This is a genomic window from Larsenimonas salina (assembly GCF_023736155.1).
Taxonomy (GTDB): Bacteria; Pseudomonadota; Gammaproteobacteria; order Pseudomonadales; family Halomonadaceae; genus Larsenimonas; species Larsenimonas salina.
Genome location: NZ_JAMLJJ010000001.1, coordinates 903231 through 926842, shown reverse-complemented (window position 1 = coordinate 926842; position 23612 = coordinate 903231). Strand labels below are relative to the sequence as shown.

The 23612-nt window shown below is 54.1% G+C and carries 23 protein-coding genes; 13 read left to right on the top strand and 10 right to left on the bottom strand.

What is annotated here, in order from left to right:
- Positions 1-4 precede the first annotated feature (4 nt).
- Positions 5-1267, bottom strand: coding sequence for a DUF445 domain-containing protein (locus tag NAT23_RS04420; protein WP_251925979.1), 1263 nt, complete (start codon positions 1265-1267; stop codon positions 5-7).
- 145 nt (positions 1268-1412) lie between these two features.
- Between NAT23_RS04420 and NAT23_RS04415 the strand changes: the two genes are divergently transcribed.
- A complete protein-coding gene (locus NAT23_RS04415; RefSeq protein WP_251925977.1) occupies positions 1413-2093 on the top strand; it encodes a hypothetical protein in 681 nt (226 codons plus the stop codon).
- A 217-nt stretch (positions 2094-2310) separates the two neighbouring features.
- Positions 2311-2478 carry a hypothetical protein gene (locus NAT23_RS04410; protein WP_251925974.1) on the top strand — a complete coding sequence of 56 codons (168 nt, stop codon included), beginning with the start codon at positions 2311-2313 and terminating at the stop codon, positions 2476-2478.
- Here the strand turns inward: NAT23_RS04410 and NAT23_RS04405 are convergent.
- Positions 2475-3743: a Y-family DNA polymerase gene (locus tag NAT23_RS04405; RefSeq protein ID WP_251925972.1), complete on the bottom strand. Its 1269-nt coding sequence runs from the start codon at positions 3741-3743 to the stop codon at positions 2475-2477. The genes NAT23_RS04410 and NAT23_RS04405 overlap by 4 nt on opposite strands.
- A complete protein-coding gene (locus tag NAT23_RS04400; RefSeq protein ID WP_251925970.1) occupies positions 3740-4168 on the bottom strand; it encodes a LexA family protein in 429 nt (142 codons plus the stop codon). Before NAT23_RS04400 ends, NAT23_RS04405 begins: the two co-directional genes overlap by 4 nt.
- A gap of 537 nt (positions 4169-4705) precedes the next feature.
- Here NAT23_RS04400 and NAT23_RS04395 point away from each other — a divergent pair.
- Positions 4706-5650 (top strand): LysR family transcriptional regulator, encoded by a 945-nt coding sequence (locus NAT23_RS04395; protein ID WP_251925968.1) that lies wholly within the window; start codon positions 4706-4708, stop codon positions 5648-5650.
- Positions 5651-5710: 60 nt separating this feature from the next.
- Here the strand turns inward: NAT23_RS04395 and NAT23_RS04390 are convergent, their stop codons facing one another.
- The 3 genes from NAT23_RS04390 to NAT23_RS04380 all read right to left on the bottom strand — a co-directional run bounded on the left by NAT23_RS04390 (position 5711) and on the right by NAT23_RS04380 (position 9190).
- Entirely contained in the window at positions 5711-7273 is a 1563-nt protein-coding gene (locus NAT23_RS04390; RefSeq protein WP_251925966.1) for a BCCT family transporter, read from the bottom strand.
- A 195-nt stretch (positions 7274-7468) separates the two neighbouring features.
- Positions 7469-8056 (bottom strand): HD domain-containing protein, encoded by a 588-nt coding sequence (locus tag NAT23_RS04385; protein ID WP_251925964.1) that lies wholly within the window; start codon positions 8054-8056, stop codon positions 7469-7471.
- Positions 8057-9190 carry a TauD/TfdA family dioxygenase gene (locus NAT23_RS04380; protein WP_251925962.1) on the bottom strand — a complete coding sequence of 378 codons (1134 nt, stop codon included), beginning with the start codon at positions 9188-9190 and terminating at the stop codon, positions 8057-8059.
- A gap of 524 nt (positions 9191-9714) precedes the next feature.
- On the opposite strand from NAT23_RS04380, the gene NAT23_RS04375 reads away from it, so the two are divergent.
- From NAT23_RS04375 to NAT23_RS04360, 4 genes are all read left to right on the top strand, one after another.
- A complete protein-coding gene (locus tag NAT23_RS04375) occupies positions 9715-11475 on the top strand; it encodes a SulP family inorganic anion transporter (protein WP_251925960.1) in 1761 nt (586 codons plus the stop codon).
- Positions 11476-11538: 63 nt separating this feature from the next.
- Positions 11539-12159: a TetR/AcrR family transcriptional regulator gene (locus NAT23_RS04370; protein ID WP_251925958.1), complete on the top strand. Its 621-nt coding sequence runs from the start codon at positions 11539-11541 to the stop codon at positions 12157-12159.
- A gap of 61 nt (positions 12160-12220) precedes the next feature.
- A complete protein-coding gene (locus tag NAT23_RS04365) occupies positions 12221-12550 on the top strand; it encodes a hypothetical protein (RefSeq protein WP_251925957.1) in 330 nt (109 codons plus the stop codon).
- Positions 12547-14667: a DUF748 domain-containing protein gene (locus NAT23_RS04360; RefSeq protein WP_251925955.1), complete on the top strand. Its 2121-nt coding sequence runs from the start codon at positions 12547-12549 to the stop codon at positions 14665-14667. Before NAT23_RS04365 ends, NAT23_RS04360 begins: the two co-directional genes overlap by 4 nt.
- Here the strand turns inward: NAT23_RS04360 and NAT23_RS04355 are convergent.
- On the bottom strand, positions 14634-14870 hold the full coding sequence (locus tag NAT23_RS04355) for a hypothetical protein (protein WP_251925953.1): 237 nt from the start codon (positions 14868-14870) through the stop codon (positions 14634-14636). The genes NAT23_RS04360 and NAT23_RS04355 overlap by 34 nt on opposite strands.
- 459 nt (positions 14871-15329) lie before the next feature.
- Here NAT23_RS04355 and NAT23_RS04350 point away from each other — a divergent pair, with 459 nt between their 5' ends.
- A complete protein-coding gene (locus NAT23_RS04350; protein ID WP_251925951.1) occupies positions 15330-15899 on the top strand; it encodes a TetR/AcrR family transcriptional regulator in 570 nt (189 codons plus the stop codon).
- Between the two features lie 32 nt (positions 15900-15931).
- Here the strand turns inward: NAT23_RS04350 and NAT23_RS04345 are convergent, their stop codons facing one another.
- Positions 15932-16375 (bottom strand): hypothetical protein, encoded by a 444-nt coding sequence (locus NAT23_RS04345; RefSeq protein ID WP_251925949.1) that lies wholly within the window; start codon positions 16373-16375, stop codon positions 15932-15934.
- 119 nt (positions 16376-16494) lie between these two features.
- Here NAT23_RS04345 and NAT23_RS04340 point away from each other — a divergent pair, with 119 nt between their 5' ends.
- The 3 genes from NAT23_RS04340 (at position 16495) to NAT23_RS04330 (ending at position 18967) form a co-directional block, all read left to right on the top strand.
- On the top strand, positions 16495-16941 hold the full coding sequence (locus NAT23_RS04340; protein ID WP_251590782.1) for a copper resistance protein NlpE N-terminal domain-containing protein: 447 nt from the start codon (positions 16495-16497) through the stop codon (positions 16939-16941).
- A gap of 95 nt (positions 16942-17036) precedes the next feature.
- Positions 17037-17258 carry a hypothetical protein gene (locus tag NAT23_RS04335; RefSeq protein ID WP_251590780.1) on the top strand — a complete coding sequence of 74 codons (222 nt, stop codon included), beginning with the start codon at positions 17037-17039 and terminating at the stop codon, positions 17256-17258.
- Between the two features lie 221 nt (positions 17259-17479).
- On the top strand, positions 17480-18967 hold the full coding sequence (locus tag NAT23_RS04330) for an efflux transporter outer membrane subunit (protein WP_251925947.1): 1488 nt from the start codon (positions 17480-17482) through the stop codon (positions 18965-18967).
- Positions 18968-19040: 73 nt separating this feature from the next.
- Here the strand turns inward: NAT23_RS04330 and NAT23_RS04325 are convergent, their stop codons facing one another.
- Positions 19041-20522 (bottom strand): peptidoglycan DD-metalloendopeptidase family protein, encoded by a 1482-nt coding sequence (locus NAT23_RS04325; RefSeq protein ID WP_251925945.1) that lies wholly within the window; start codon positions 20520-20522, stop codon positions 19041-19043.
- 397 nt (positions 20523-20919) lie between these two features.
- Between NAT23_RS04325 and NAT23_RS04320 the strand changes: the two genes are divergently transcribed.
- The gene (locus NAT23_RS04320) at positions 20920-21828 is read left to right on the top strand and encodes a LysR family transcriptional regulator (protein WP_251925943.1); all 909 of its coding nucleotides are present in this window, start codon (positions 20920-20922) and stop codon (positions 21826-21828) included.
- A gap of 14 nt (positions 21829-21842) precedes the next feature.
- Entirely contained in the window at positions 21843-22841 is a 999-nt protein-coding gene (locus tag NAT23_RS04315; protein WP_251925941.1) for a glutathione S-transferase family protein, read from the top strand.
- Here the strand turns inward: NAT23_RS04315 and NAT23_RS04310 are convergent.
- Positions 22831-23292 carry a YaiI/YqxD family protein gene (locus tag NAT23_RS04310; RefSeq protein WP_251925930.1) on the bottom strand — a complete coding sequence of 154 codons (462 nt, stop codon included), beginning with the start codon at positions 23290-23292 and terminating at the stop codon, positions 22831-22833. The two genes, NAT23_RS04315 and NAT23_RS04310, sit on opposite strands and share 11 nt — an antisense overlap.
- Positions 23293-23612: the final 320 nt, after the last annotated feature.

Below are 23612 nucleotides of genomic sequence, written 5' to 3'. Positions count from 1 at the left end.
TATCTCAAAGGCTTGAGATCAGTTGTGTCGCGGCATGCAGGGCCAGCCCGACCAGGCCGCCAACCAGTGTGCCGTTGATGCGAATGTATTGCAGATCGTTGCCGACGTTTTTCTCGATCTGCTCGACCACATCGTCACTGCTGAGTTGATCGATGTAGCGGCGGATGTAGGCGTCAATGCGATCGGAGTTCTTGTCGACCAGGTCCGGCAGCAGGATGAGCGCCTGGTCGTTGATCCAGCGACGCGCGTCCGGTGCGTCCGACAGCACCCGGGTGTAATGAGCGATGAAATCCCGCGCCATGCGATAGCTCGCGCTATTGTCACCCTCTTTTTCCAGATCGGCTTGCCAGCTCTGGGTCAGGCGCGTCCAAAGCGTTTGAATGTAGCGCTGCATGTGCGGGTTATCGGTCAGCTCCTCGCGAACGCGATCAAAGCGGGCAATCAGTGCGGGGTCGGTTCGGGTCCGTTCGATGAACTGGCTCAGCTGATGGTCGAGCTGCTGACGTACCGGATGGTTCGCGTCGTTGCTCACCGCAGTCAGAAGTTCTGATAGCCGCTCGATGATTCGCTCGTTGGCAAGCCAGCCTGCAAACCGGTTGAGGCTGATTTCACGGCCGAACAGTTTCGGGTTGATCAGCCTGAAAATGACCTGGGTCAACTGGCGCTTGAGCCAGCGCTGATGCACCGGGCTTTCGAGCCAGCGGGCGGCGCGGGTCAAGGTGTCGTCCAGCAGCGCCTGATGCTGGTTATCTGCCTTCAACGCCCCCAATACTCGGCCGAACAGGCCGGCAAGGTCCACCCGCTTGGCGTAATGGGTAAGCGTTGCCTCGAAAAAGGCCCGGGCGCCGCGCTCATCGAGTGAGCGCAGTACGAACTTCGCGCCTCGGGTCAGGGCGCCGGCCAGTACATGCTGGTTGTGGGGCTTACGGAGCCAGTTCAGCCAGTGTTCGGCGATGTCGGTCTGCTTGATGCTCGAGTGCACATAGGTCTTGGACAAGAAATTGCTTCGAATGAACGTCGACAGGCTGTGGCCGATACGCGACTTGTTACGAGCGATGATGGCCGTATGGGGAATCTTGAGTCCGAGCGGGTGGCGAAACAGGGCCGTGACGGCGAACCAGTCAGCCATCCCTCCGATCAGGGCGGCTTCTGCAAACGCGGTCAGATAATCCATGTACGGGAACAAGTCGCCCCAGTAGATGCTTGCGCTGTAAAGAAGCAGGGCGGCGACCAGACTGATGCTGGCCAGGCGTTTATGGTTTTTCATGAAGGCTCTTGAAAATCGGTGGGCGTATATCGAGGCAAAGCAGGCGTGATGGGCATCCAGGTTCTACGCTTTGTAATCCACGGCGTTCGCTAAGCCATGAAGTGTATTTCGAACGTCGAGTTGATGCCACGTACAAGGATGTAGTATGTCAAATTCAATGACGGAGCTGTGGGCGTGGATCACGGCCAACGCTACCGTGTTCAGTGGACTGACCAGCGTCGGTATGCTGATCATCTGGGGTGTTTATCTGCAGCTGTTTCTACACAGTTTCCGCTCGCAGCGCCGCCCACAGATCATAATCAATCGCGGTCTCGGTCGGGATCTCAATGCGCAGTGCCTAATCAGCAACATGAGCGAATCGGCGGTGTTCGTCGAAACGGTGATCGTGTGCTTGATTGCCAAGGATGAAAGCTTCTGTCTGGACATCACCGATGATCTCAATGACACCGAGCAGCAGAATCAGCAATCAAAAAACGAGCAGGAAAACGGTCGCTGGACGCGACAAGGCCCGCTCGACAATGCCGATTATATGGTGATGGGAAGTTTTGAGCGTCTGGTGCGTCAGACCTGTGAGTACCATGACCTGCCGCTGGACGATAAGGGGCTGCCCGATGACAAGCAAAAGGAGTTCAGCGCCGTCGAGATTCGGGTCATCGGCATTTTTGGTTCGAACCCCAACCCCATCGGCGCGTCACGCCGTTTCATCATGAACTGCGATGACAACGGGCACCTTGTGTGTCTAACCCCTGAAAGCAACAGCACGCGCCAGTGGGCCAAGCGCCGTCATCGTCGGGTATGGAAGGGGTGGTTGAAAGAGATCGATTGAGCCCTTTATGAATGTGTCGCTTGACCTATTTCATGCGCCCGGTTTTTCGTAAGAAATGCGCCCCTTGAGGGCGCATTTCTTGTATTGGAAAAGACAGTGTCCAGGTATGTGTGTTTTGGGCTTTGACCCGCTTCCTGTCTCCCGTCATCATATCGGCGAAGTGCAAGGGCCGGCCTTCACGGCGCTCTTTCGACCAACAGGACTCAGCGGATTTCCTATGATCAAGAACTTTCCCGGCGCATTCTTGGGTATTCCCATCGGCGGCATCGTCTGGCTGGCGTCCGGTACGCTTGTGGCCGGCGCGGTCGTCGGTATCGCATTCGGCATTGCCTGGGATATCTGGCGCAACAAGAATTCCCCCGACGATTCAGACGAGCGCAGCTAGGTTCGGCGAACCCGGGCAAGTTCGTCCCACCGGGTGGTGCAGCGGCTCGAGCGGTGTTCGCACTTGAGCTGCCACGGCCCGGCCCCATCGATGAACCCCACGGTCAGGGCGCGTTGCCCGAATCGCCGATTGGCGCGGTCCAGGGCGCTCATCAGTGCATCATTTAGCGTCTCTTCACCGGACACATTTTCCAAAAGACTCAGTTGCTGCTGGTCGGTACGCGCCAGATCCATCAGCATTACGCCGCATTTCTGGTATCGCACCCCTTTTTGATAGAGCGCCTCGAACCCTTGACGCGCCGCGCGCAGAAACATGAACGTATCCTGGCTTGGATGATCGAGTTCGATCACGACGCGCCCATGGTGCCGATCCGGCCCGATGTGTTTACTGGTGCTCATCGTCAACATGACCGCTCTGGCCGTTGAGCCTTGCTGTCTGAGCTTCTCAGCGCTTCGGTTGGTGTGTTGTCGGATTGCCTGCATCAGGGCAATCGGACATTGAGTGGCTCGGCTCAGGCTCCGGGACGTCATGAGGGCATGCTTGTCCGAATCGGCGTCGTTCATCTCGAAGCAGGCGGTACCGGCAAGTTCCATTGCCGTGCGTGCAAGCACAACACTGAAGGCCTGGCGCAGGGCATGTGGGTCGGCCGTGCTCAGCGCGTGTGCCGTCAGTATGCCCTGGGCTTTCAGGCGGAGCGCAAGCCGTGTGCCGATGCCCCATACCTGATCGACGGGCGTGGCGCGAAGTAATGTGGGATGCGCCGGGTCGCTGGGTGCGGGCATGACGTACACGCCGCTGCTTGCGCGCTTGGCGTAGCGGTTGGCGAGCTTGGCAAGCGTTCGCGTCGGGGCCAGACCGATCGAGACCGGAATACCGGTCAGGCGCCGAATCGCCTGCCTCAGTGCGTTTAGCTCATCGACCTTTACCGTGTGACCGGCCAGATCGATCCAGGCCTCGTCGATCGAGTAGGGCTCGACCCCTGCGTAGTGCATTCTCATGACCTCGAGCACGCGAGCGCTCATGTCGCCATACAGTTCATAGTTCGACGAACACAGAACGATTTTCCGCTTCAAGGCCGGTGCAATGAGATGCGCAGGCACGCCCATCGCAACGCCGAGTCGCTTGAGTTCTTCGGAGCGGGCGATAACGCAGCCGTCGTTGTTGGACAGGATGCCCACCGGCACACCGTGGAGGCGTGGCGCGAATACGCGTTCGCAGCTGACGTAGAAGTTATTGCAGTCGACCAGCGCAAACGGGCCGCTCATGCGGCTTCGTGAATCACGAAGGTGACCACCCCCCAGATTTGAATATCCCGATTGATGAGAGGAATCGGCGCGTAGTCGCGGTTTTCGCTGTAAAGCCCCGGTAGAGCATCGGTCAATCGGAGCGTTTTTACTGTCATTTCACCATCAACCACTGCGACTACGATGTGTCCGTGCCGTGCGGTCAGAGCGCGGTCGACCACCAGAATGTCTCCGGGCTGGATGCGCGCGCCGGTCATCGAATCACCCTCGACGCTCAGGTAGAAGGTTGACGCTGGGCGGCGTACCACGTGGGCGTTCAAATCCAGTCGATCGGTTGCGTAATCTTGCGCAGGGCTTGGGAAACCAGAGACGCCCGCGCGCACGCGGTATTCGATCATTGGGCAGGTAATCGGTGTGGTGTGAGCGGGCAGAAGGCGGCAGTGCATGGGGCGATTCGCTATGGTGTATGTATATATATACAGTATATCGCTTTCTAACTTACCGTCAGCGCGACCATAGTGTGAATGAAGTATGAAGTGGCGGTGTTCAAATCGCATTCACAAGCGAAGTGAGCGGGGGAAAGTGCAGGTTCGGCAGGGCGGTGTCTTGTGACGCAGCGGGTACGTTCATTGTGGCTTCGAAAGTGGTTACACCTGACCATACCAGGGTTAAAAATTTGAAAGAAGGCGATACGCTCTCAGCGTATAGGTTTCGTTTTTTGGTATAGAGCGTTAGAAGCGGGTATCGATACGGTGGTGTGCACCCATCGGATCTATTCTGGAAAGATTCCAGGATGGAACGAGGCCGATTCATTAGAGCCCAAAACCATTTTTTCCCAGGAGCATACATCGAGCCTCTATTTCATAAGTGCACTACTAAGTTGATTTAAAGGGTCATAGGCTCATGCGGTATTGTCCACTTGATGGTATAGACCTGACCGTACACTATGTTGTTATACCGTTAACCAGTTCGGGAGACTGCCGGTGGCGTTTTCAACCCCTTCGACAAAATCGCTTGTCGCCTTTGTTACTACGGCTCGATTAGGTTCGATGACCGCAGCGGCCGATGCTGAGCGCACTACGCAGCCAACCATCTCGCAGCGTATCCGAGGATTAGAAGAGCATCTTGGACTGCCGCTTTTTGATCGTTTAGGAGGAAGGCTCAGTCTAACCCCGCAAGGAGAGCGCTTTTATCAGGAGGTGGCGCCGAGTCTTGATGCCATATGTGACGCTTGTGATCGACTCATGCACGATGGGCAAGGACTATCTCCACCAGTAGTTATTGCTGCCGATGCTGGCTTTACCCATCTTTGGCTATTACCTCGGTTACCAGCGCTTAAGCGCGCTTTTCCTCAGTACAATATCAGGCTTATTTCAGTAGATCGCGAAGATGATCCCGAGCGGCTAGCAGCTGATCTCGCTATCCGTTTTGGACTTAGCTCTCCTCAAGAAGAAGAGCAGCTTTTAGCTCGAGAAGCCGTTTTTCCCGTTTGTAGTATTGAATATGCCCGGCGTCATAATTTATCCGGTGTATTGACATCCAACCAGATATCAAGGCTTTCTTTATTGCATCAAGATATTAAAAATCCGCGTTGGCTCGACTGGATGCAGTGGAGTCAGTTTGCTGGAGTTGCGCCGGGTATGGCTGATGATACGTTTACCTATCAAAACTATGCCTTATTACTCAACGCGGCGCTTGATCATCGCGGAGTGGCTCTAGGTTGGGAAAATTTAGTTGAAGAATATTTAGTAACTGGTCGGCTGGTTGCGCTTGGTCCAAAAGTTACTCGTGAAAATTATGGTTACTGGCTACATGCAAGGCAGCCTCGGCGAGCAAAGATTGAGCCTATACGGTGTTGGTTATTGAACGCAGTTGAACAAGGAGAAAATAAGAATCACGCTAAAGAGTCAGTAATGGGGCAGTACTAGTTTAGTGTTTAGTAAGTGTGCGATCCCCCATGCTCGTAAATGAGCATGGGGGGACACTATTTAATGGCGTGGTTTTTGAGTCTTTTTAGGCTCTTTGAGCAAAGAGATCAGTACACCAGCAGTCATAACAAGAATGACTATGCTAACTGGAAGCGCAGCAGCAATCAGCGCGGTTTGAAGAGCGTTAAGACCACCCACTACAAGGAGTACTCCCGCTACAAGGCCTATGACTGCCCCCCAAAAAACGCGCACTAAATTTGGCGGGTTTTCATTGCCTAGCGAAAGTATCGTCGTTAATACCAGCGTTCCCGAGTCCGATGAGGTGATAAACCAGCTCATGAGCAGGAATACCATCATGGCCGATAGGATCCAGCCAAATGTGCCTGTTCCTACGATGCCATCAGCTGTTGCGAAGAGGGCTGCAGGCAGATCCCAGTTGCGTACCAACGACATAACATCTCCGGTGCCCACACCTCCAGCGGCATTAAGCTCTTGGTGAATAGCATTTCCACCAAAGATAACCAGCCAGATGAACGTCAGCAAAGTGGGTACCAACAGGACACCGAGTACGAACTGACGTAGCGTTCGACCTTTTGAGATACGAGCAATGAAGAGACCAACAAAGGGTGCCCAAGCGAGCCACCAGCCCCAATAAAAAATAGTCCAAGCTTGTTGCCATTGGGTCGCTCCTTTATCGTCAGCGAACCAAAGTCCCATGGGCAGCACGTCACGGGCATAGTCAACTAAGGTTTCACCGAAAGTTTTCACCAGCCAAAGGGTTGGCCCCCAGAGCAGGAAAATGCCGATAACCACGGCGGAAACCCAAATGTTGAGCAAAGAGACAATTTTGATGCCTTTGTCAACGCCGCTGACCGCCGAAGCGATAGAAAGCGCTGAGATCACAGCAATAAGAACTAGTTGAGTGGTTAGGCTGTCATTAATACCGAACAGTTTTTCTAACCCAACACCTATTTGACTAACCCCTAAGCCTAGCGACGTAGCGACACCAAATATACAGCCAAGAACACCGAATATGTCGAAGATATGTCCAGCTGGGCCAAAGATGCGATCACCGATAAACGGGTAGAGCGCGGACCGAAGGGCAAGCGGTAGACCTTTACGATAAGCAAAGTACGCCAAAGACATACCCACAATGACGTAAATGGCCCATCCGTGCAGCCCCCAATGGAAAACCGTCACTCGCAAAGCATCAATGGCGCGATCATGGCCCATGGCAATATCCCCGGCCATGTCGGCATGAGGGTTATTGGGGTACCCAAAACTGCCTGAATTATCGAGGTAGAAAATCGGCTCAGCAACGCCGAAGAAAAGGATACCGATGCCGATGCCGGCAGAAAATAGCATCGAAAACCAAGCGAAATTGCCAAACTCGGGGCGACTATCATCTGGTCCTAATCGAATGTTGCCAAAGCGACTGAAAACAATGAATGTGCAGACTAAAAGTAGACACACCACAGTGACCAAGTAGTAAGTACTAAAAGTCTTTTCAATCCATGTGCGTGCGGCGCCAAATATAAGATTTGCAGCGTTAGAACTTATGCCAGTAAACAGTACAAAGAGAAGCACTAGAATGCCGGCTGTTATCGTCATTCCACGATGCATGCCCCTAAATGGTCCTCCTTGGTCTAACTCGATTACTAAGTAATCGGTCCCCATCACTGCATGAGGATTATCACCGGAGGGGGGGCTATGAGAAGATGGTTTTGAAGTATTAATAGTTATTTTCCTCTTTAACCGGGTCTCAGTGAGTTATCACTGTGAATGCTCATACGAGCACGTATTTAAGTTACTAAAATTTTATAGTTCCAGTGGGTGCTCTTTACCAATGACATTTGGATCAAAAGGGGGCCGCGAAAAAACACGCCGCAGTATGGGTTCGAAATGCTCTAGGGGAGGGGTGGGGTAATCGGGATCGAACGATGCTTGGTCGTAACGTTCGCAAAAATCAATACAACTCTGATACCAAGGGTGGTCCTTGAAGCGGTCTCGCTCATTGGGGTCTTCTCCATAAAAGTGCGCATAGTAGATCTTTTGAAAGAGGCCATGATGATGAACTATCCAAGTGACTTCACCACGTACGTAAGGCCGAATGATCGAGGCAGCAAGCTGCGAATGATTATAAGGCGCAAGCTCATCCCCTAAATCGTGTAATAAAGCCCCGACGATCAGGTCTTCATCTGCACCATCCGCCTCTGCCCGCGCTGCCGATTGAAGAGAGTGCTCTAGACGGCTGACTTGATACCCACTTAATGTATTTTCTAGATCTTTTAGTGCCTGTAGTAGCCGGTCAACTAAGCCCTCATTGAATTCCGACTCCAATTTTTCAAGAAAAAGATATTCTTCACGAGTGCCGTCTTTCATCTGGCGAAATGCAACCTGATGCATTTAGGCGATCTCCTCTTTAGCTTTTGTCGTTTTCAATAGGCTAGCGTAGCGTTCACGTGGACCATCGGTGTCCAGGTAGCAACCTTGTAGGTGGCGGTGTCCCTCACTGGTGTCATAACTGGTTCGTCCGTGAAGCACGCGGCTGTTATCAAACATCATTAGTTCACCACCACCTAGTGCAAAACGGACCTCGAAACGGGGATCGTTAAATAGTTCGCTAAGCCGTTGACGTGTCTGATGAAAGAGTCGAGTTTCTTTATCGCTAAGTAGTGGTAGCGCATCCAGTCGGGGACTGTAGTGCACGCCGGTAGGCTGGCCGTTGGCATCAGTCTGAATCATGCTGCGGTGCGTTACGAGCTCCGTACCTGCATCAATAAAGCGAAACCGTACCGGGGTCTGCTTTAGAAGCTGATATCCCTCTAGCATTTCGTGTTTTAAAGTTTCAAGCACCCGAAGGCTATCGACCAGCGTTGATAACCCTCCGCTAGTTTCGTTAACTAAGCAATGTAACAACTGAATGCCAGGAACCGGGTTTCGATAGGGGTTATCGGTATGGGGACCGAGTGCCACACTGCGATAGGCCAGATCATTGCCGCTCGGACGTGAGTACACTTCAAAATAGCGACCAAAATTGGTTTCCTTAACATACCCGTACTTGGCACCGACTTCCAAAATACGCTCAGGGTCTGTTGGCACGTTGAATAGAACTAGGTAACCGTAGCGTAGATAAGCATCTAGCGACTGCTGGAAAGTTTCATCGTTTGCGATTACTTGTGTCCAGTCGAAGCGAAGCATCTTTTGGTCAAGCGTCGCATCCCAGGATGTAGCAACAGGGAAATGGTTGTCATCTCTAATCTCGACGGCTAGAAAATTCAGGTCGAAGATTTCCTCATGACTGTCACTGAATAGAACCTGTATTTGATCGGCTGAGGGTTTTGATAGCGATGTGATCGTTAAATTGATATCGATGGCATGGGAATCAAATAACCTCTGCTGCGTCATTGGCTCCAATTGATCATGGGCTTGGGTGCGCTCTCTTAACCAAAGTGGGCTGAGGGTATAACGTTGTCCACCCTTGTAAACATGGATGGCTGGTGGCTGTTCTACAATTTCAAAATCGATGTTTGCCGACATTTTTGCACCTTCATCCAGTGAATGCTGATTTGCGTTTCTCGATTGGCAGTATGGAAGATCGACAATAGTCGTGGTACAGGGTTTTATTAATTACCCGGCATGCATTTTTCTTATGCCATGATTGGGTATGTGCTTTACCTCGTACCGGATCCGCTCCGGCCTGCGCCGCCTTTTATTGGTGGTGCGAAATCAGCCTGCTGTCGCAAAAGACTGCCTCTCCGGCTAAGAGGGATAGGTGTTCAAGGCGTATCCGGCCCACTATCTGCATCTCGATATCTGTGAAGTTTGCACCGGGATCAGGCTGCCACATTTCGTGAAGGTGTCGTCTCTGAAGAGCGCTACGACCCGCAGTTACCATTACGCCCCGCTTAACGAGCTTGCCGCGCATCTGAGGGACTATCTGTGGGCCTATAACAGCGACCGGCCGCTACATTCCCTGATGCGTAGGAGGAAGCGCTTTCAATATCCGGTGCCTTTTTATATAGTCAAAAAATATATTCATATTACTGTTTATTGGGTGGCGTATGGCACGAAACGAAGTGGCAAAAGCGCAGTGGATCAAGCGTGTATTTCCTATTGTGGAATGGTTGCCAAAGTACAATGTACGTTACCTAAGCGATGATGCGGTTGCAGCTGTGATCGTAACGTTGATGCTCATCCCCCAAGCGTTAGCCTATGCGCTTCTAGCGGGTGTTCCGGCCGTCGTCGGGTTATATGCGAGCATGCTTCCCATGGTGCTTTATACCTTCTTTGGCTCTAGTACGACGTTGTCGGTTGGGCCGATGGCGGTGGTGTCTCTGATGACGGCAACCATAGCCTCGCAGTGGGCCGGTCAAGGCAGTGATGAATACATGACTGTGGTAATCGCGCTGGCCGCGATGTCTGGTCTCATGCTGACTTTAATGGGGCTGTTCCGCCTCGGGTTTCTCGCCAACTTTTTAAGTCACCCCGTTATTGCAGGTTTTATTTCGGCTTCAGCGCTAATGATCGGCGCTAGTCAACTGCCTCATTTGCTGGGCGTGTCATCCTCGGGTGATACGCTCTTTGCCATGCTGACGTCGTTATTTTATGCGCTTCCCGGCACGAATGGAGCGACGCTTGCGCTAGGAGGCGCATCCGTGCTTATGCTTTTGGCGGCAAGGCGTTGGATGGTCAGCGGGCTGGTGGCGCTCGGCTTCAGTAATGGCATTGCCCGTTTCGCTGCACGTCTTGCACCGATTTTGACGGTGGCGGTAGCCACCCTAGTGACTTGGGTCGGTCAGCTTGAGTCGTACGGTGTTGAGGTGGTCGGTGCTGTCGCTTCGGGATTGCCCTCTCTAGTCTTGCCCGACCTATCGATGGATCGAATGCAGTCACTTGGTGTCTCTGCGCTTTTGATCAGTGTGGTGGGGTTTGTCGAGGCGATGTCGGTAGCACAGGCGCTTGGTTCTAAGCGTCGTGAGCGTGTTGACCCCAATCAGGAGCTGGTAGGGCTTGGCGTGTCCAATCTAGGCTCTGCCTTCAGCGGTGGCTTTCCGGTCACGGGAAGCCTTTCCCGGTCGGTCGTCAATCATGAGGCCGGCGCGGCAACACCTGCTTCGGGGTTCATGGCTGCCTTGGGTGTTCTCGTCGCAATCCTGACCCTGACGCCGGTCATAGCGCACTTGCCGACTACGGTGTTGGCCGCCATCATTATTGTGTCGATCATCAGCCTGCTCGATGTTCATACTTTCATTCGCTCCTGGCGTTATCATCGAGGAGACGCGGTTGCCATGCTCGTGACCTTTTTGGCAACGCTTTGGCAGGGGGTTGAGGTCGGATTGGTGACTGGTGCTGCGTTGTCATTGATGTTGTATCTCTACAGGACCAGTCGTCCTCACTACGCGGTTCTTGGTCGGATGCCGGGCACCGAGCATTTCCGAAATATCGAACGCTTCGATGAGGTCGAGACCGACCAGAGCGTCATTATCGTACGTATCGATGAAAGCCTTTATTTCGCCAACGCACGCTTTCTTGAGGAAAAGATCGATTCTCTTTGCGCCCAGGTCGACAACCTCAAGCATCTGGTGCTGGCTTGTCAGGCTATTAACATGATTGATGCGTCGGCGCTCGACAGCCTCGAGGAGATCAATCAGCGACTTAAGGAGTCCGGCATCGAGTTTCACTTGGCCGAGGTAAAGGGGCCGGTAATGGATCGTCTCAAGGAAACCGATTTTCTGGATCACCTGGGTGGGCGCGTGCACTTGAGCGTATACAGTGCGTGGGAAGAGTTGCATCAGGGCCAGGCAAACGCCAATTCGAACTAAGGCAATACCTCGTATCAAATGGCATCATCGATAATATAAGAATGCCATTTGAAGGGGATGTACGTGGAGATACGAAAGGGCACCATTCGTCAGAAAAACATGGCGGCGATTCTGTCCGCCGCCGAAATCACCTTTTCCGAAAAGGGCTATGCAGGCGCCACAATGGGCGACATCGCCGAGCGCGCCGAGCTGCCCAAATCCAACCTTCATTACTACTTTTCGACCAAGGCGCAGCTCTACCAGGAGGTATTGACCGCGCATCTGGCCCTTTGGGAACAGGATGCACTGTGCTTCGAATACTACGACGACCCGCAGGTGGTGTTGACCACCTATATTCGCGCCAAGATGACCCGGTCCCGTACGCGACCCTACGGCTCAAAGGTTTGGGCCAATGAGGTGATGCACAGGGCGCCGCTCATGAGCGAGGAGGCGAGGACGCGCCTGGTGGAGTGGGCGAAGCTCAAGGAGGCCAAGATTGCAGGGTGGGTTGAGCGCGGTGCGATCGCCTCGGTTTCACCGCCTCATCTTCTTTATATGATCTGGGCCTCCACCCAGCATTACGCCGATTTCGACTATCAAATCGAACTTTTAAACGATCGCCACCCACTTGATGACGTCGAATTCGAGCGTGCGATCCAGACGGTCACTCGGGTGGTTCTGGGTGGACTGGGGCTTCGGGTTTGAGCGGGACCGGTGGCAGCCGTCTACGATGTAGGCTTATTTCGAGAGCGTGAAGAGCGAGTATATGGCTGAAACAAACGGTGGGGTGACACGCGATGAATTCGACCGACAGCTGACCGAAACTGAGCCACTGGTGCATTGGCCGGCGGTGATCAGAGCACTCTTTTTCGTCCAGCGAGGTGATTGGCAGCGAGCGCACGACATCGTTGAACATACCGATTCGCGGTCGATCCGTTGGCTGCATGCCCATTTGCATCGCTGGGAGGGCGATCATGGAAATGCGGCCTATTGGTATCGCCGGGCCGACCGACCGGTATCGTCGGTGTCCCTCGACGATGAGCGCGCCTTGTTACGTGATACGCTTTTACCCGCAGCCGATGGACCGCCACGATGACCGACCGTAATACTAACGCTCACGCCGCCAAACAGTGGGGACGACGCCTGGCCCCCTGGCTTTTGGGCGGCGTTGTCGTCGCTGGCGGTTACTTCCTGGCCATGCAGTACGCTCAGTCAAGTATCGAGGAAAGGCTTTCAACCATGACCGAGCGCAAGGTCACCCTTGAGCGCGTGTGGTTCAACCCGTTTACGGCCACGCTAACGCTGAACTCACTACACATTCCCGGAAACGACGTCGACAGCCACCCGGTCATCGCGGCCGAGGTGGCGACGTTCAATCTCACCTACGCCTCCCTTTGGAACGATGTCTGGCACATCGAGCGGGTCGATCTCGAGGCGCCGCAACTCGAGCTTGAAACGAAGGCCACGGGCGCGCTCAACCTGAGTACGCTGTTCGCGCACGGTGAGAGTGGTGGCGGGTCGTCTTCATTCCAGGTGGACGCCTTGAACGTGGATAACGGCCAGCTGGCGTGGACCTTGCCCACGCCGGCCGGATCGAGCCGAGTGGCGCTCGATTCAGTGTCGATCACCGCAAAGGGATTCGACAGTGCACGCAAGCAACCGTTTGACCTTCAAGGCGCAGGGCGCCTTGAAAGTGGCACGCTTGCCGGGCACGGCAAGATGGGCTTCATGCCATGGTCAACGTCATTGTGGCTCAACTTCGATCAGGTACCGGTCAGTGCCTACCAGAAGGCAATGAGTTACATGACGGGTGCCACCGTTACCCAGGGAGTGTTGAATGGGGAGCTTCATCTGATCGATGGCGCGAAGGGGTTGTCGCTGGCGGGGGATTTGTCACTGGCCTCACCGGTGCTGGTCGATGATGCAAAAGCGCCGCTCATGAAAGCCAAGTCGATACGACTGACGGGGCTCGAGTTTGATCAACCGACCAGCAAGATCTCAGTGGATTCGCTGGTGCTGGGCGCGCCGTGGATTCTTGCAGAGATCACGCCGCAGTCCTCGTTCAATCTGAGTGCGCTGATGCCTTCCGAGCGCAAAACGACAAGCGATCACGACCAGAAGTCCGATGGCGCCGCAGAAGGTGAACAGGCCGACACAGAGCAGGTAAAGAACGAGCAGGCAAGCAACGAGCAGGGACAAACGCAAAACCGCGAGGGCGGTATTCGATTGAAGACGCTTCGCTGGGAAGACGGCACCATTGAATTGAAAGACCGCCACCTGAAGGAGCCGTTCGACGTCACGCTCAATCAGTTGCATGGTCAGCTCGATAACGTCGACAGCCGCGATACCAAACCGTTATCCGTCGAAATGACAGGGCAGGTTGATTCATCGTCACCGCTTTCGCTCAAGGGCGAGCTGGCGCTGTTTGATACGCCGCGCTCGGGCAAGGTAGAGCTTTCGATCAAATCAATGCCTGTGGCCGAATTCGCGCCTTATGTTCGTGAGTTTGGCGGATACGAAGTAAAACAGGGCCAGGTCAGTGCAACGATGCACTATCGGCTCGAAGGCGAGACCATACGGTCTTCCAATACAATCTACTTCAATAATCTGGCACTGGGGCAACCGGTCGGTAAGCCACCCTCGTTTCCCATCAAAACGGCCATTGCTCTGCTTGAAGATGATCAGGGCCGGCTAACGCTGAGTGTGCCGTTCACCCTGAGTGCCAATGAGGCCTCGGTAGATATAAGTGCGCTGGTCTGGCAGGCGCTGAGAAAGGCCTTTGCCGATGTCCTGACATCGCCATTTGATGCGCTGTCGGCGCTGGTATCGGACTCAAGCTCGACCAAGGCGTCCGGCCGTGGTCCGACCTCGCTTTACCAAGCCATCGGCCATTCGACGGTCGAACAGGACGGGCGCACGATCAAGATTCGTTTCGGGCATCAGGAATATCGATTGAACGAGGCCAAGGCCGATCGATTGACCCATTGGGCGCGCGGACTCGCCAAGCGTTCGAAGCTTGCAGTACGGTTGACGCCTGGTGTCAGTCGGGGTGAACGGTCATCGCTTGATGGCCAACAAGTGCGCGCGTTGCTTGACGACCGGCGCGCTACGCTTAAGGCACTTTTGAGCGACGCCGGTGTGAAGTCGTACCAGATAAAAGAACGAGATGGCGGTGCGAGTCAGCTTACAACGCTTGAGCTGATATCACGTTGATAGAACGATGAGGCGGGCTGCTCATCGTCTGTAATGACGTCAGCAGATTTTGAGCCGATAGCCTCTTTGGACGATGAGAGCGGTGTCTGGCCATCGGCCTTGGCTGCCAGGCGTGCTGCTGCCTGGCAATTTAACTCCTCCGTGTGTTCGCGAAGTTTGCGACATTTGTAGCTGCGCCAGAACGATAGGATCAATGTAAACATGATAAATGGATTCCGTACTCGTCAGTTCGAATGACTTCAATGGGAATAGGGCTAGTGTCTGATTTGGTCTCTAATTCTTTTTTATTAGCTTTGTTGGAATAAGTATTAGTATTTTAATCGAAATCCAGGGCCCTTTAAAACCGGAAAACACTGCAAATAGTAGAGCTTATCGGCATAAGTGATCGATGTTGTCTACTTAACTGACTGATAAGGATGTGGATTTTTCTTGATTTAAATTACGTGATGAGTCGTTTTGAATTGGAATCCATATGTCGCCTACGGTAAGCGAATCCAGGGCGATATAAGTAAACTTGCGATTATGTAAGGCAATGCTGCCACGCGTCCCCTCAAAAGCCACTATGCTTAATTTCAAAGCCATGGACGGCGCATTTCCGATTCATCTGAGCGCCATATCGGGTTTACGGAAAGCGTATTACGCGAAAGCGAGGGCAATGACTCATGAGCAGTAAGCGTCAACAGCTGATCGAAACAGCATTTACAGAGTTCTATCGCGATGGCATTCATGCCGTTGGCATCAATCAGATTCTTACGGCGTCAGGAATTGCCAAGAAAACCCTGTATACCCACTTCGACAGCAAGGAGAATCTGGTGCTCGATGTGGTCGATTACTGGGATAACACCTTTGTGGACTGGTTGGCCAAGCGGCTGGCCATCGCGGACACCCCGAGCGAATTAAGTGACGCCCTGTTCGATGCGCTGGACGATTGGCAGGCCAATAAAGAGTCAACGTTTCCCGAGTATCGCGGCTGTTTTTTCGTCAATACCGCCGCAGAATACAGCGATCCAAACCATCCCACTCATGTTCGCTGCGCTCAGCACAAACGGCGGATTCGAGCCCTTCTGGATTTCTATCTAAACGAGATGGGGGTTGCCCAATCAGATAGAAATCAGTGGTGTGATACGCTCTGTCTGTTGAAGGAAGGCGTCATTTCTCAAACGCATATTGAGCGCGACAGCGAAGCTCCTGCACGTGCAAAGACGCTTGCCAGCACATTTTTGAACGCTTGAGCCAGTGCAGGAGGGGGAGCGCTTTTATCCAGTCAGCTCTTGGCCTTTTGAGCCAGTAGATCATTGCCGGCGGGAGAAAATTTAAAGAGCCCGGTTTTTGCGTCGTTTTCGCTGGTACCCAAGGGCGCACCTGCCGACTCGGGATGCGACGGGTCGGTTATCCGCGCATGGCAGACGACCGACAATGGCTTGTCCGATTGGCCAAGGCCTGTGCGAACCGCCTGGCTCATCAGTGAGTAGCAGATTCCATCGCTGTAGGCCTCGATCTCTTCGGCATTGAAGTTATAGTCCCCGTCGAACCAGACCGTGGCTTCAATGGTATTGTCTGCAAGGCGGTCCAGTCGGTAGCGGGTGGCGAGGTCATTTTTATTCACGAAGCTGTCCAGGGCGTTGTGGACTCCAGCAGCGGACGGCGTGCCGGCGCTGGCGCAGATGCTTGTTGTCAGAAGAAGTAATGTGGCAAGAAGTTGACGCATAAGAACCTCTGTAGATGGCGGATTTTATTGTAGGTGAACTCGTTAAAGGCTTTTCTTTGAGACTTTTCGGTTTCACGACTATGTTGGAGGAACACTTCCCGAATATGGAGATTTAGGGTATGTCCAACAAGCGCAGCATGTTTGGTCTTGCAGGAATTATGGGTGTTTCACTTTTGGCTGGGTGCGCAAGTGGCGGCCTCGAGGAAAATTCACCCTACGATCAGGTAGAAGGTAACTATGCGGGTGTTCTACCTTGTGCTGACTGCTCGGGTATCAAGACACGTTTGATGATCGATAATGAAAACGACGTCTCTGGCAAGTTCACCATGAAAAGCACCTACCTTGGTAAGTCACAAGGTAACGAGCCAATGATCACCAAGGGACAGGTCATGGTCCTTAATGACGCCGGCCCGAACCAGTATCCGGTAGTCTATCAGCTGACCGGACAGGATGGGACGACGGTCTATAATCTGCTGCCCCTCAGTAACGGTAACCTCCAGATCCTGAGCCGCGATTACACCAAGATTCAATCCAATATGGATCTGACCTTGAAGCGCGTCGATTGATTCCTTTTACCGGCCAGCTCAGGCTGGCCGGTAATCGCATTGCGGGCTAAACTCACGCCGACCTTCGCGACGAGTTATCTCTAAAAGGAGCCCCCATGAACGACCTTTCCGAAGAAATGCGAATGCCGTCTCCCTGCCCTGAATGTGGCAGTCATCGTGTCCGGCTTTCACAGGTGCACAATCCGGAAGACAAGGTATTCTGCTCCTCCTGCAATACTCAACGTGGGCTTTACAGTGATTTGAAACGTGAACTGATCGAATCGCCGAAGAGCACCAAGGAAGCACTGATTGAAGAAGCCGCCAACAAGAAGAGTTGATCGGATTGATTCGATAAAAAACCACTCGCTGAGTGGTTTTTTTATGGGTGGTCGCACGCCACTCTGTGATGAAAGCCAACTATTGAACTTAAAAAGTTAGCACGCTTTGTATTGGCGTTGGCTCAACGTCTTACGTATCATGCACGTCACTTGAATCTGGTGGGGAATCGCGTGTGAGTCAAACATTGCCTGGTGCGTGCAAACGTCTCAAGTGGGGCGCTATGAGTGCGGCGTTCTCTATGGCCGCGCTGTTGGCGGGCTGCGCCAATTATGCGGGTATCGAGTCTCACAGCGATATTCGAAGTGTCGACCGCGTTCATTCGGAAAAAACGCTGGCGAAGGTGCCGTTGTCCAAGGCCGCATGGCCTGAAACGAAGTGGTGGCGCGCGTTCGATGACCCCATGCTGGACGCCTTGATCAAGCAGGCATTGGATAACAGCCCCGACCTGGAAATCGCCCGGGCGCGCCTTCGAAAGGCCAACGCCGAGGCTGGAATTGCAAATGCCGAGCGGCTGCCAACGCTCGATGGCAATGCCAATGTAACGCGTACACGGGTGTCTGAGGTCGATGACCCTACAGGCGTTGGCGGGTTTTACAGCACGACGCGCGGCATGCTTTTGAACTTCAGTTACGACGTCGACTTATGGGGGGGCAACAAGGCCGCCTGGGAAGCCGCGCTTGGCCAGGCGAGGGCGCAGAACATCGATTATCGGGCAACGCTTCTGTCGCTTTCAACCAACGTGGCTCAAGCGTATATCAAGCTTCAGGATGCCTATACGCTCAGACAGATTGCGAAGGCGAACCTGAAGCGCACGCAACGGATCGCCGACATCAACCAGGAACTGTCGCGGGGCGGCCTTCAAAACGAGGCGCCGCAGCTGCAGGCACGTTCGAGCGTATCAAGCGCTCGACAATCGCTTGCCAGTGCCGACCAGCAACTTCAAAGCGCCAAGTTTTCATTGGCGCAGCTCATAGGTAAAGGGCCTGACGGTGCTTTTGCGCTGTCAGAGCCTAACGCCCTTACCGAGCTTCCGCTTGTGTTGCCGGGTCATCTGCCAGCAGAGCTTCTCGGCCGTCGGCCTGACATTGTGGCCGCGCGCTGGCGCGTCGAGGCTGCATCAAAGAACGTGAAGGCTGCCAAGACCAAGTTTTTTCCCAACATCAACTTGAGTGCCATGGCAGGGTTCAAGTCCTATCTGGGCGATTACATGTTCAGTGAGTCTGCCAAGGCGGGCAGCGTCAGCCCGGCGATTTCATTGCCGATCTTCGAAGGCGGCAAACTTCGAGCCAATCTCGAGAGCACGCTGGCCGACTATGACATGGCGGTCGGTCGTTATAATCAGACCCTGCTGTCGGCCTTGAATCAGGTGGCCGATGCGGTCAACGCCGTATCGTCCTACCGGACGCAGCTCGAAGCGGCGCGTCAAGCCAAGGAGGCCGCCGAGAAGGCTTTTACGCTTTCAAAAGAGCGCTATCAAGCCGGTATTGCCAATTACCTGCAGGTGCTCTCGACCGAGCAGCAGCTTCTTAGTGCCGAGCGAACGCTAGCCACCGTGACCTCACAGCAGCAGCAGGCCTCGATCAAGCTGATTCAGTCATTGGGCGGTGGCTTTGCGGGGGATAGCGAGCATCTGGAGCACGACGAGGGATTGATTTCTGCACCCGACGTACCGAAACGTCTGACCGACGGTGAGTCGACAACGAGCTGAGCACAGTCAATTCGTGCACAAAAAAAGCCCTCATGGTGAGGGCTTTTTTTATGTGGGCAGCGCACCTAGTGCGTCAGCTTTCGTTATCGCTTTCTTTACGTGTGCGCTTGGCAACGGCTTTTGAGTTGTCGGCGTTATCCAGCTTGGTCAAAAGCGTCTGGCTGCGTTTCTTGAAACTGGCCAGCTCGCTGCCCTTGAGGTGAGTGCCGCCCGGCAACTTGACCCGCATCGGGTTAACGCGGTGGTTATTCACGATGACTTCATAGTGCAGGTGAGGGCCGGTGGTACGCCCGCTGTTGCCTGAATAGGCGATTTTCTGACCCATTTTCACGCGTTGACCTGGTCGTACCACAGAGCGCGACAAATGAAGATAACGTGTCTTGTAGCCATTATCGTGGGTGATAACAACGTAAAGCCCCGCCAGTGCGTGATTGACCACCTTGGTAACACGTCCAGCGCCTGCCGCCTCGATCGGAGTGCCCGTTTTCATGGCGAAGTCGGTGCCGTAGTGCGGGCTGATTCGCCCGGTTACCGGATGGTGGCGACGCAGATTGAACGGCGAACTTACCCGATGATGACCGTTGAACGGATAGCGCTCGAACGAGGGATCAAGGCTTTTTCCGGTCGGAGTGTAGTAGGTGTCATCATGACGAACGATCGACAGGTCGAGCCGCTTTCCTTCATACCGGGCCGCAAGGATCCGCGAGGCGAGCGGACGGCCATCAATCATTTCCGACTCGACCAGCACCTGGAACCGGTCGCCCTGGCGCGTATCCTTGCGAAAATTGATCTTCTTGCCGAGCGCTTTCGTGAGCTCAGAAACTTCAGCGGAGGAAAGTCCGGTTGCAAGTGCCGATGCGCCGAAGCTGCCCTCGACCGTTCCCGCGAACATGCGCTGGGTCGCCTGTGTGGCCTGTGTGACGTTTGAAAGCGTAAAGGCCTGATCTGCGTCGCTTCGATCGAGCAGGTACCCTTCACGGGCATTTTTCATCACTTTTAAAGCGATTAAATTGCCGGCTCGGTCGAGCTTGTAATACAGGTCATGCCCGACTCTCAATCGCGTCAGTACTTTCTTGTCGGGTAGGGTGTTCAATATCTTGATGACATCGCCGTACCCGAGACCGAAGTTCCGCTCTGCCATGATGGTAAAGCTGTCACCGGGTTGAACGGTGTAGCTTTGCCATTCGGGGACGTATTGTTCCGTGGCGGCAATTTCTCCTTCAAGCGTCGATGCGTCTTCTTCCAGGTCAAACGGTTCGGCGAAGCTACTGTCAGAGGGAAGAATTTTCTGCGCGGCGTCGGTTTGCAGACTAAGTGCAAATTCGAGTGCCGAGGTGGAAATGTCTGAACGAACCGGCTCGCTGAACAGAGGCACGCTCATGGGCAGGGGTGTAACCATCTGAGGTGCCGGAGAAGAAGGCGGGTTCGTGCTTTCGGTGGCAGCAAGCTCGATGGGCTGTACGTCAACGGTTGATTCGGTATCTGAATTTTCGAGCCCGGCGACCAGGGTATGCGTGCCAAGCACGGTGACAACGGTGACTGCCGGTAACAGCAATAATTTGTGTGCTCGGGGTAGCGAACGCAGTATTCGCAGCATAGGGTGAGGCCCGTGTAAATAAAGGTGAACAGTATACGACCACGTATGACGATCAGGCTGGCCTACCTTATCCCATGGCTCGATTTATGAAAAGTTAGAAAAAGAAACAAGCGTGGGCTCTTAAAATGCTTTAAAGACGGTATTTTTGCGGTAAAGATCTTGAAATTCCCGATTCAGCTCGACCGTTTCGGCGATGAACGATGTATGATTTATACGGTGTCGCTGACCTGTTTGGAGCGTTTTTCAGACAGTGAGGCGAGCTCGAAATCGGGGCAGCGGCGCTTCCCAGACTGATCAATTCCGCCAACGAAGCCAGTAGATGCTCATTACACTCCTGGTGCCTCGAGGTTGTGTCATGTCCAAAATCACGCTTGCTCAGTGGCAGATGTTGGCCGCTGTGGTCGACCACGGTGGGTTTGCCAAGGCAGCCGAAGCCATCCATAAAAGCCCTTCCACCATCAATCATGCGGTGCATAAGCTGGAAGCTCAGCTTGGGGTGACGCTTTTAAACATCGAAGGGCGTCATGTGCGTCTAAGCGAAGCAGGAAGCCTGCTTTTGCGCCGGGCACGTCAGTTGCTCGAGGGGGCCGATGCGCTTGAAAACGTGGCCGGAAGTCTTGCAGAGGGCCTCGAGCCTGAAGTGAGCATTGCCGTCGATCAAATTTATCCAACCGACGCGCTTTCCGATGCACTCGACCGCTTTTCGAAACAGTTTCCTCATACGCGCATCCAGCTTTATGAAACCGTATTGCGAGGGGGCATCGAGCGCCTCGAACGTGGCGAAGTGGATCTATTGATCAGTGGTCTGGAGCCGGTGGGGTTTTTGGGGGAGTTGTTGACGCAGGTGCGTTTCATCGCGGTGGCCCACGAGTCTCATCCGCTTCATCAAGTGCGTCGAGAGCTTGATCTACGTGACCTTCATCAATATCGACAGATCGTGGTGCGGGATTCCGCGCGTTCTACAAGCGTCGATTCCGGCTGGCTCAAGGCTGAACAGCGCTGGACAGTTTGCCACGTAAGCACCGCGCTCGACATGCTTTCAAAGGGGCTGGGGTTTTGCTGGGTGTCGGAAACCAGGCTGAATCAAGGGCTGGTACATGCGCGATTAAAGCCCTTGCCGCTCAAGGCAGGGCGGGTTCGTGAAGTCCCCATACGACTTTACTATCGCGACATGGACAGTGCAGGGCCGGCCACGAGCGCATTGGCCATGTGTCTTAAAGAGGCAGTCAAGGCCGAGTGCGGTTCGGCGCGCCCCATTTATTAAAGGAGTGAATTGGCATGGGACTTTTGGTCGACGGTCAATGGAAAGATCAGTGGTACGACACAGAAAGCACCGGCGGAGAGTTTGTGCGTGAGCAGTCTCAGTGCCGGCAATGGGTCGTGGGCGATGGCATGATTCCACCCAATGATCGAAAGGTGCGGCCGGCGGAGGCCGATCGATATCACCTTTATGTGTCTCTGGCGTGTCCGTGGGCGCATCGTATTTTGATCATGCACCGGCTGAAAGGCCTTGAAGATTTGATCGGAGTCTCCGTGACCAGCCCATACATGGGCGATGACGGCTGGAGCTACGATCAACGTCAGGGCAGTACGGGCGATGCCATCAACGGGGTCGATTTTCATCGCGAGCTTTATATCAAGTCCGACCCCAATTACACCGGCCGAGTGACGGTGCCGGTGCTTTGGGATAAAAAGATGGGCGATATCGTTAACAACGAATCCGCCGAGCTGATGCGGATTCTGAACGACGCGTTCGATCAACTGACCGGCAATTCGCTTAACTTTTATCCGCCGGGGCTTCAAGCGCAGATCGATGACGTCAATGAACAGGTGTATGACACCGTGAACAACGGGGTCTACAAGGCAGGCTTCGCGACAGAGCAGTCCGTGTATGAAAAGCATGTTTCGGCTTTATTCAAGACCCTGGATGATCTTGAAGCCCGGCTTGATCGCCAGCGCTATCTTGTCGGGGCCTATCTGACCGAGGCCGATATTCGCCTGTTTACCACGTTGATTCGGTTCGATGCGGTCTATCACGGGCACTTCAAGTGCAATATCCGCCGGATCGAGGATTACCCGAATCTATCGAACTACCTGCGTGAGCTTTATCAGTGGCCCGGAGTCGCTGACACCGTCGATTTCGATCATATCAAGCGCCACTATTATCAAAGTCATCCGACCGTCAATCCGAATGGCATCGTGCCGCTTGGCCCAGCACTTGAGCTTTGGCGTGAGCACGACCGTGCCCGGTTGCCGGGCAAGGGCATCATGCAGTAGAGGTGCGCCAGTGTGTCAGCACCTTGTCGAAGGCATTGGCAAAATCGCGCACATCGGCGGCGGACATTCCGGACGGGCCGCCGGTGTGCTCGCCGCTTGCCCTGAGCGTTTCCATGAAGTCGCGCATGTTAAGCCGCGCCTTGATGTTATTGGACGTCAGCGCCTCGCCGCGTGAGGTCATGACCTGGGCGCCCTTGGCGATCACGGCATCGGCAAGAGGAAGGTCAGAGGTCACCACCAGATCATTTTGCTCGGCACGCTCGATAATTACATCGTCGGCGGCATCGGCGCCTCCCGGAACGCTGATCATTGTCAGGCAATGGCGCTTGGGCAGGGGCAGGGCATGATTGGCGACGAAATAGGCGTGATAGCCGGTACGCTCGGCGCCGCGTACGACGATGTCGCGGATGGCCTTGGGGCAGGCGTCGGCATCAATCCAGATGTAAGGCAATGGGGCTCTCCAAATCAGGCGGGCAGAACGCGGCCTTGTCCGTTCGTTAAATAAAGTAGGCAACTAACCTTTGGTATGATACAGTAGCTGTTCCTCGCATGTGTAGTAAGACCCTACCATCCTAGTTGATACGCCCCCTCTTTACTGTCTGAGCAATCGGGGACGTTTCTCCGACAGCGTTAAGGCGCAAGCCGCTGCCTTGCACAGATGGAAAGGCGCAGATGTTCTGCGCTGGTCGCCACACGTTGCGTACACACAGGCAAGCCCTGTACTTGATCGTGCGACCGTGGTGTCTGGGGCCGACTGCCCTTGTGCACTGC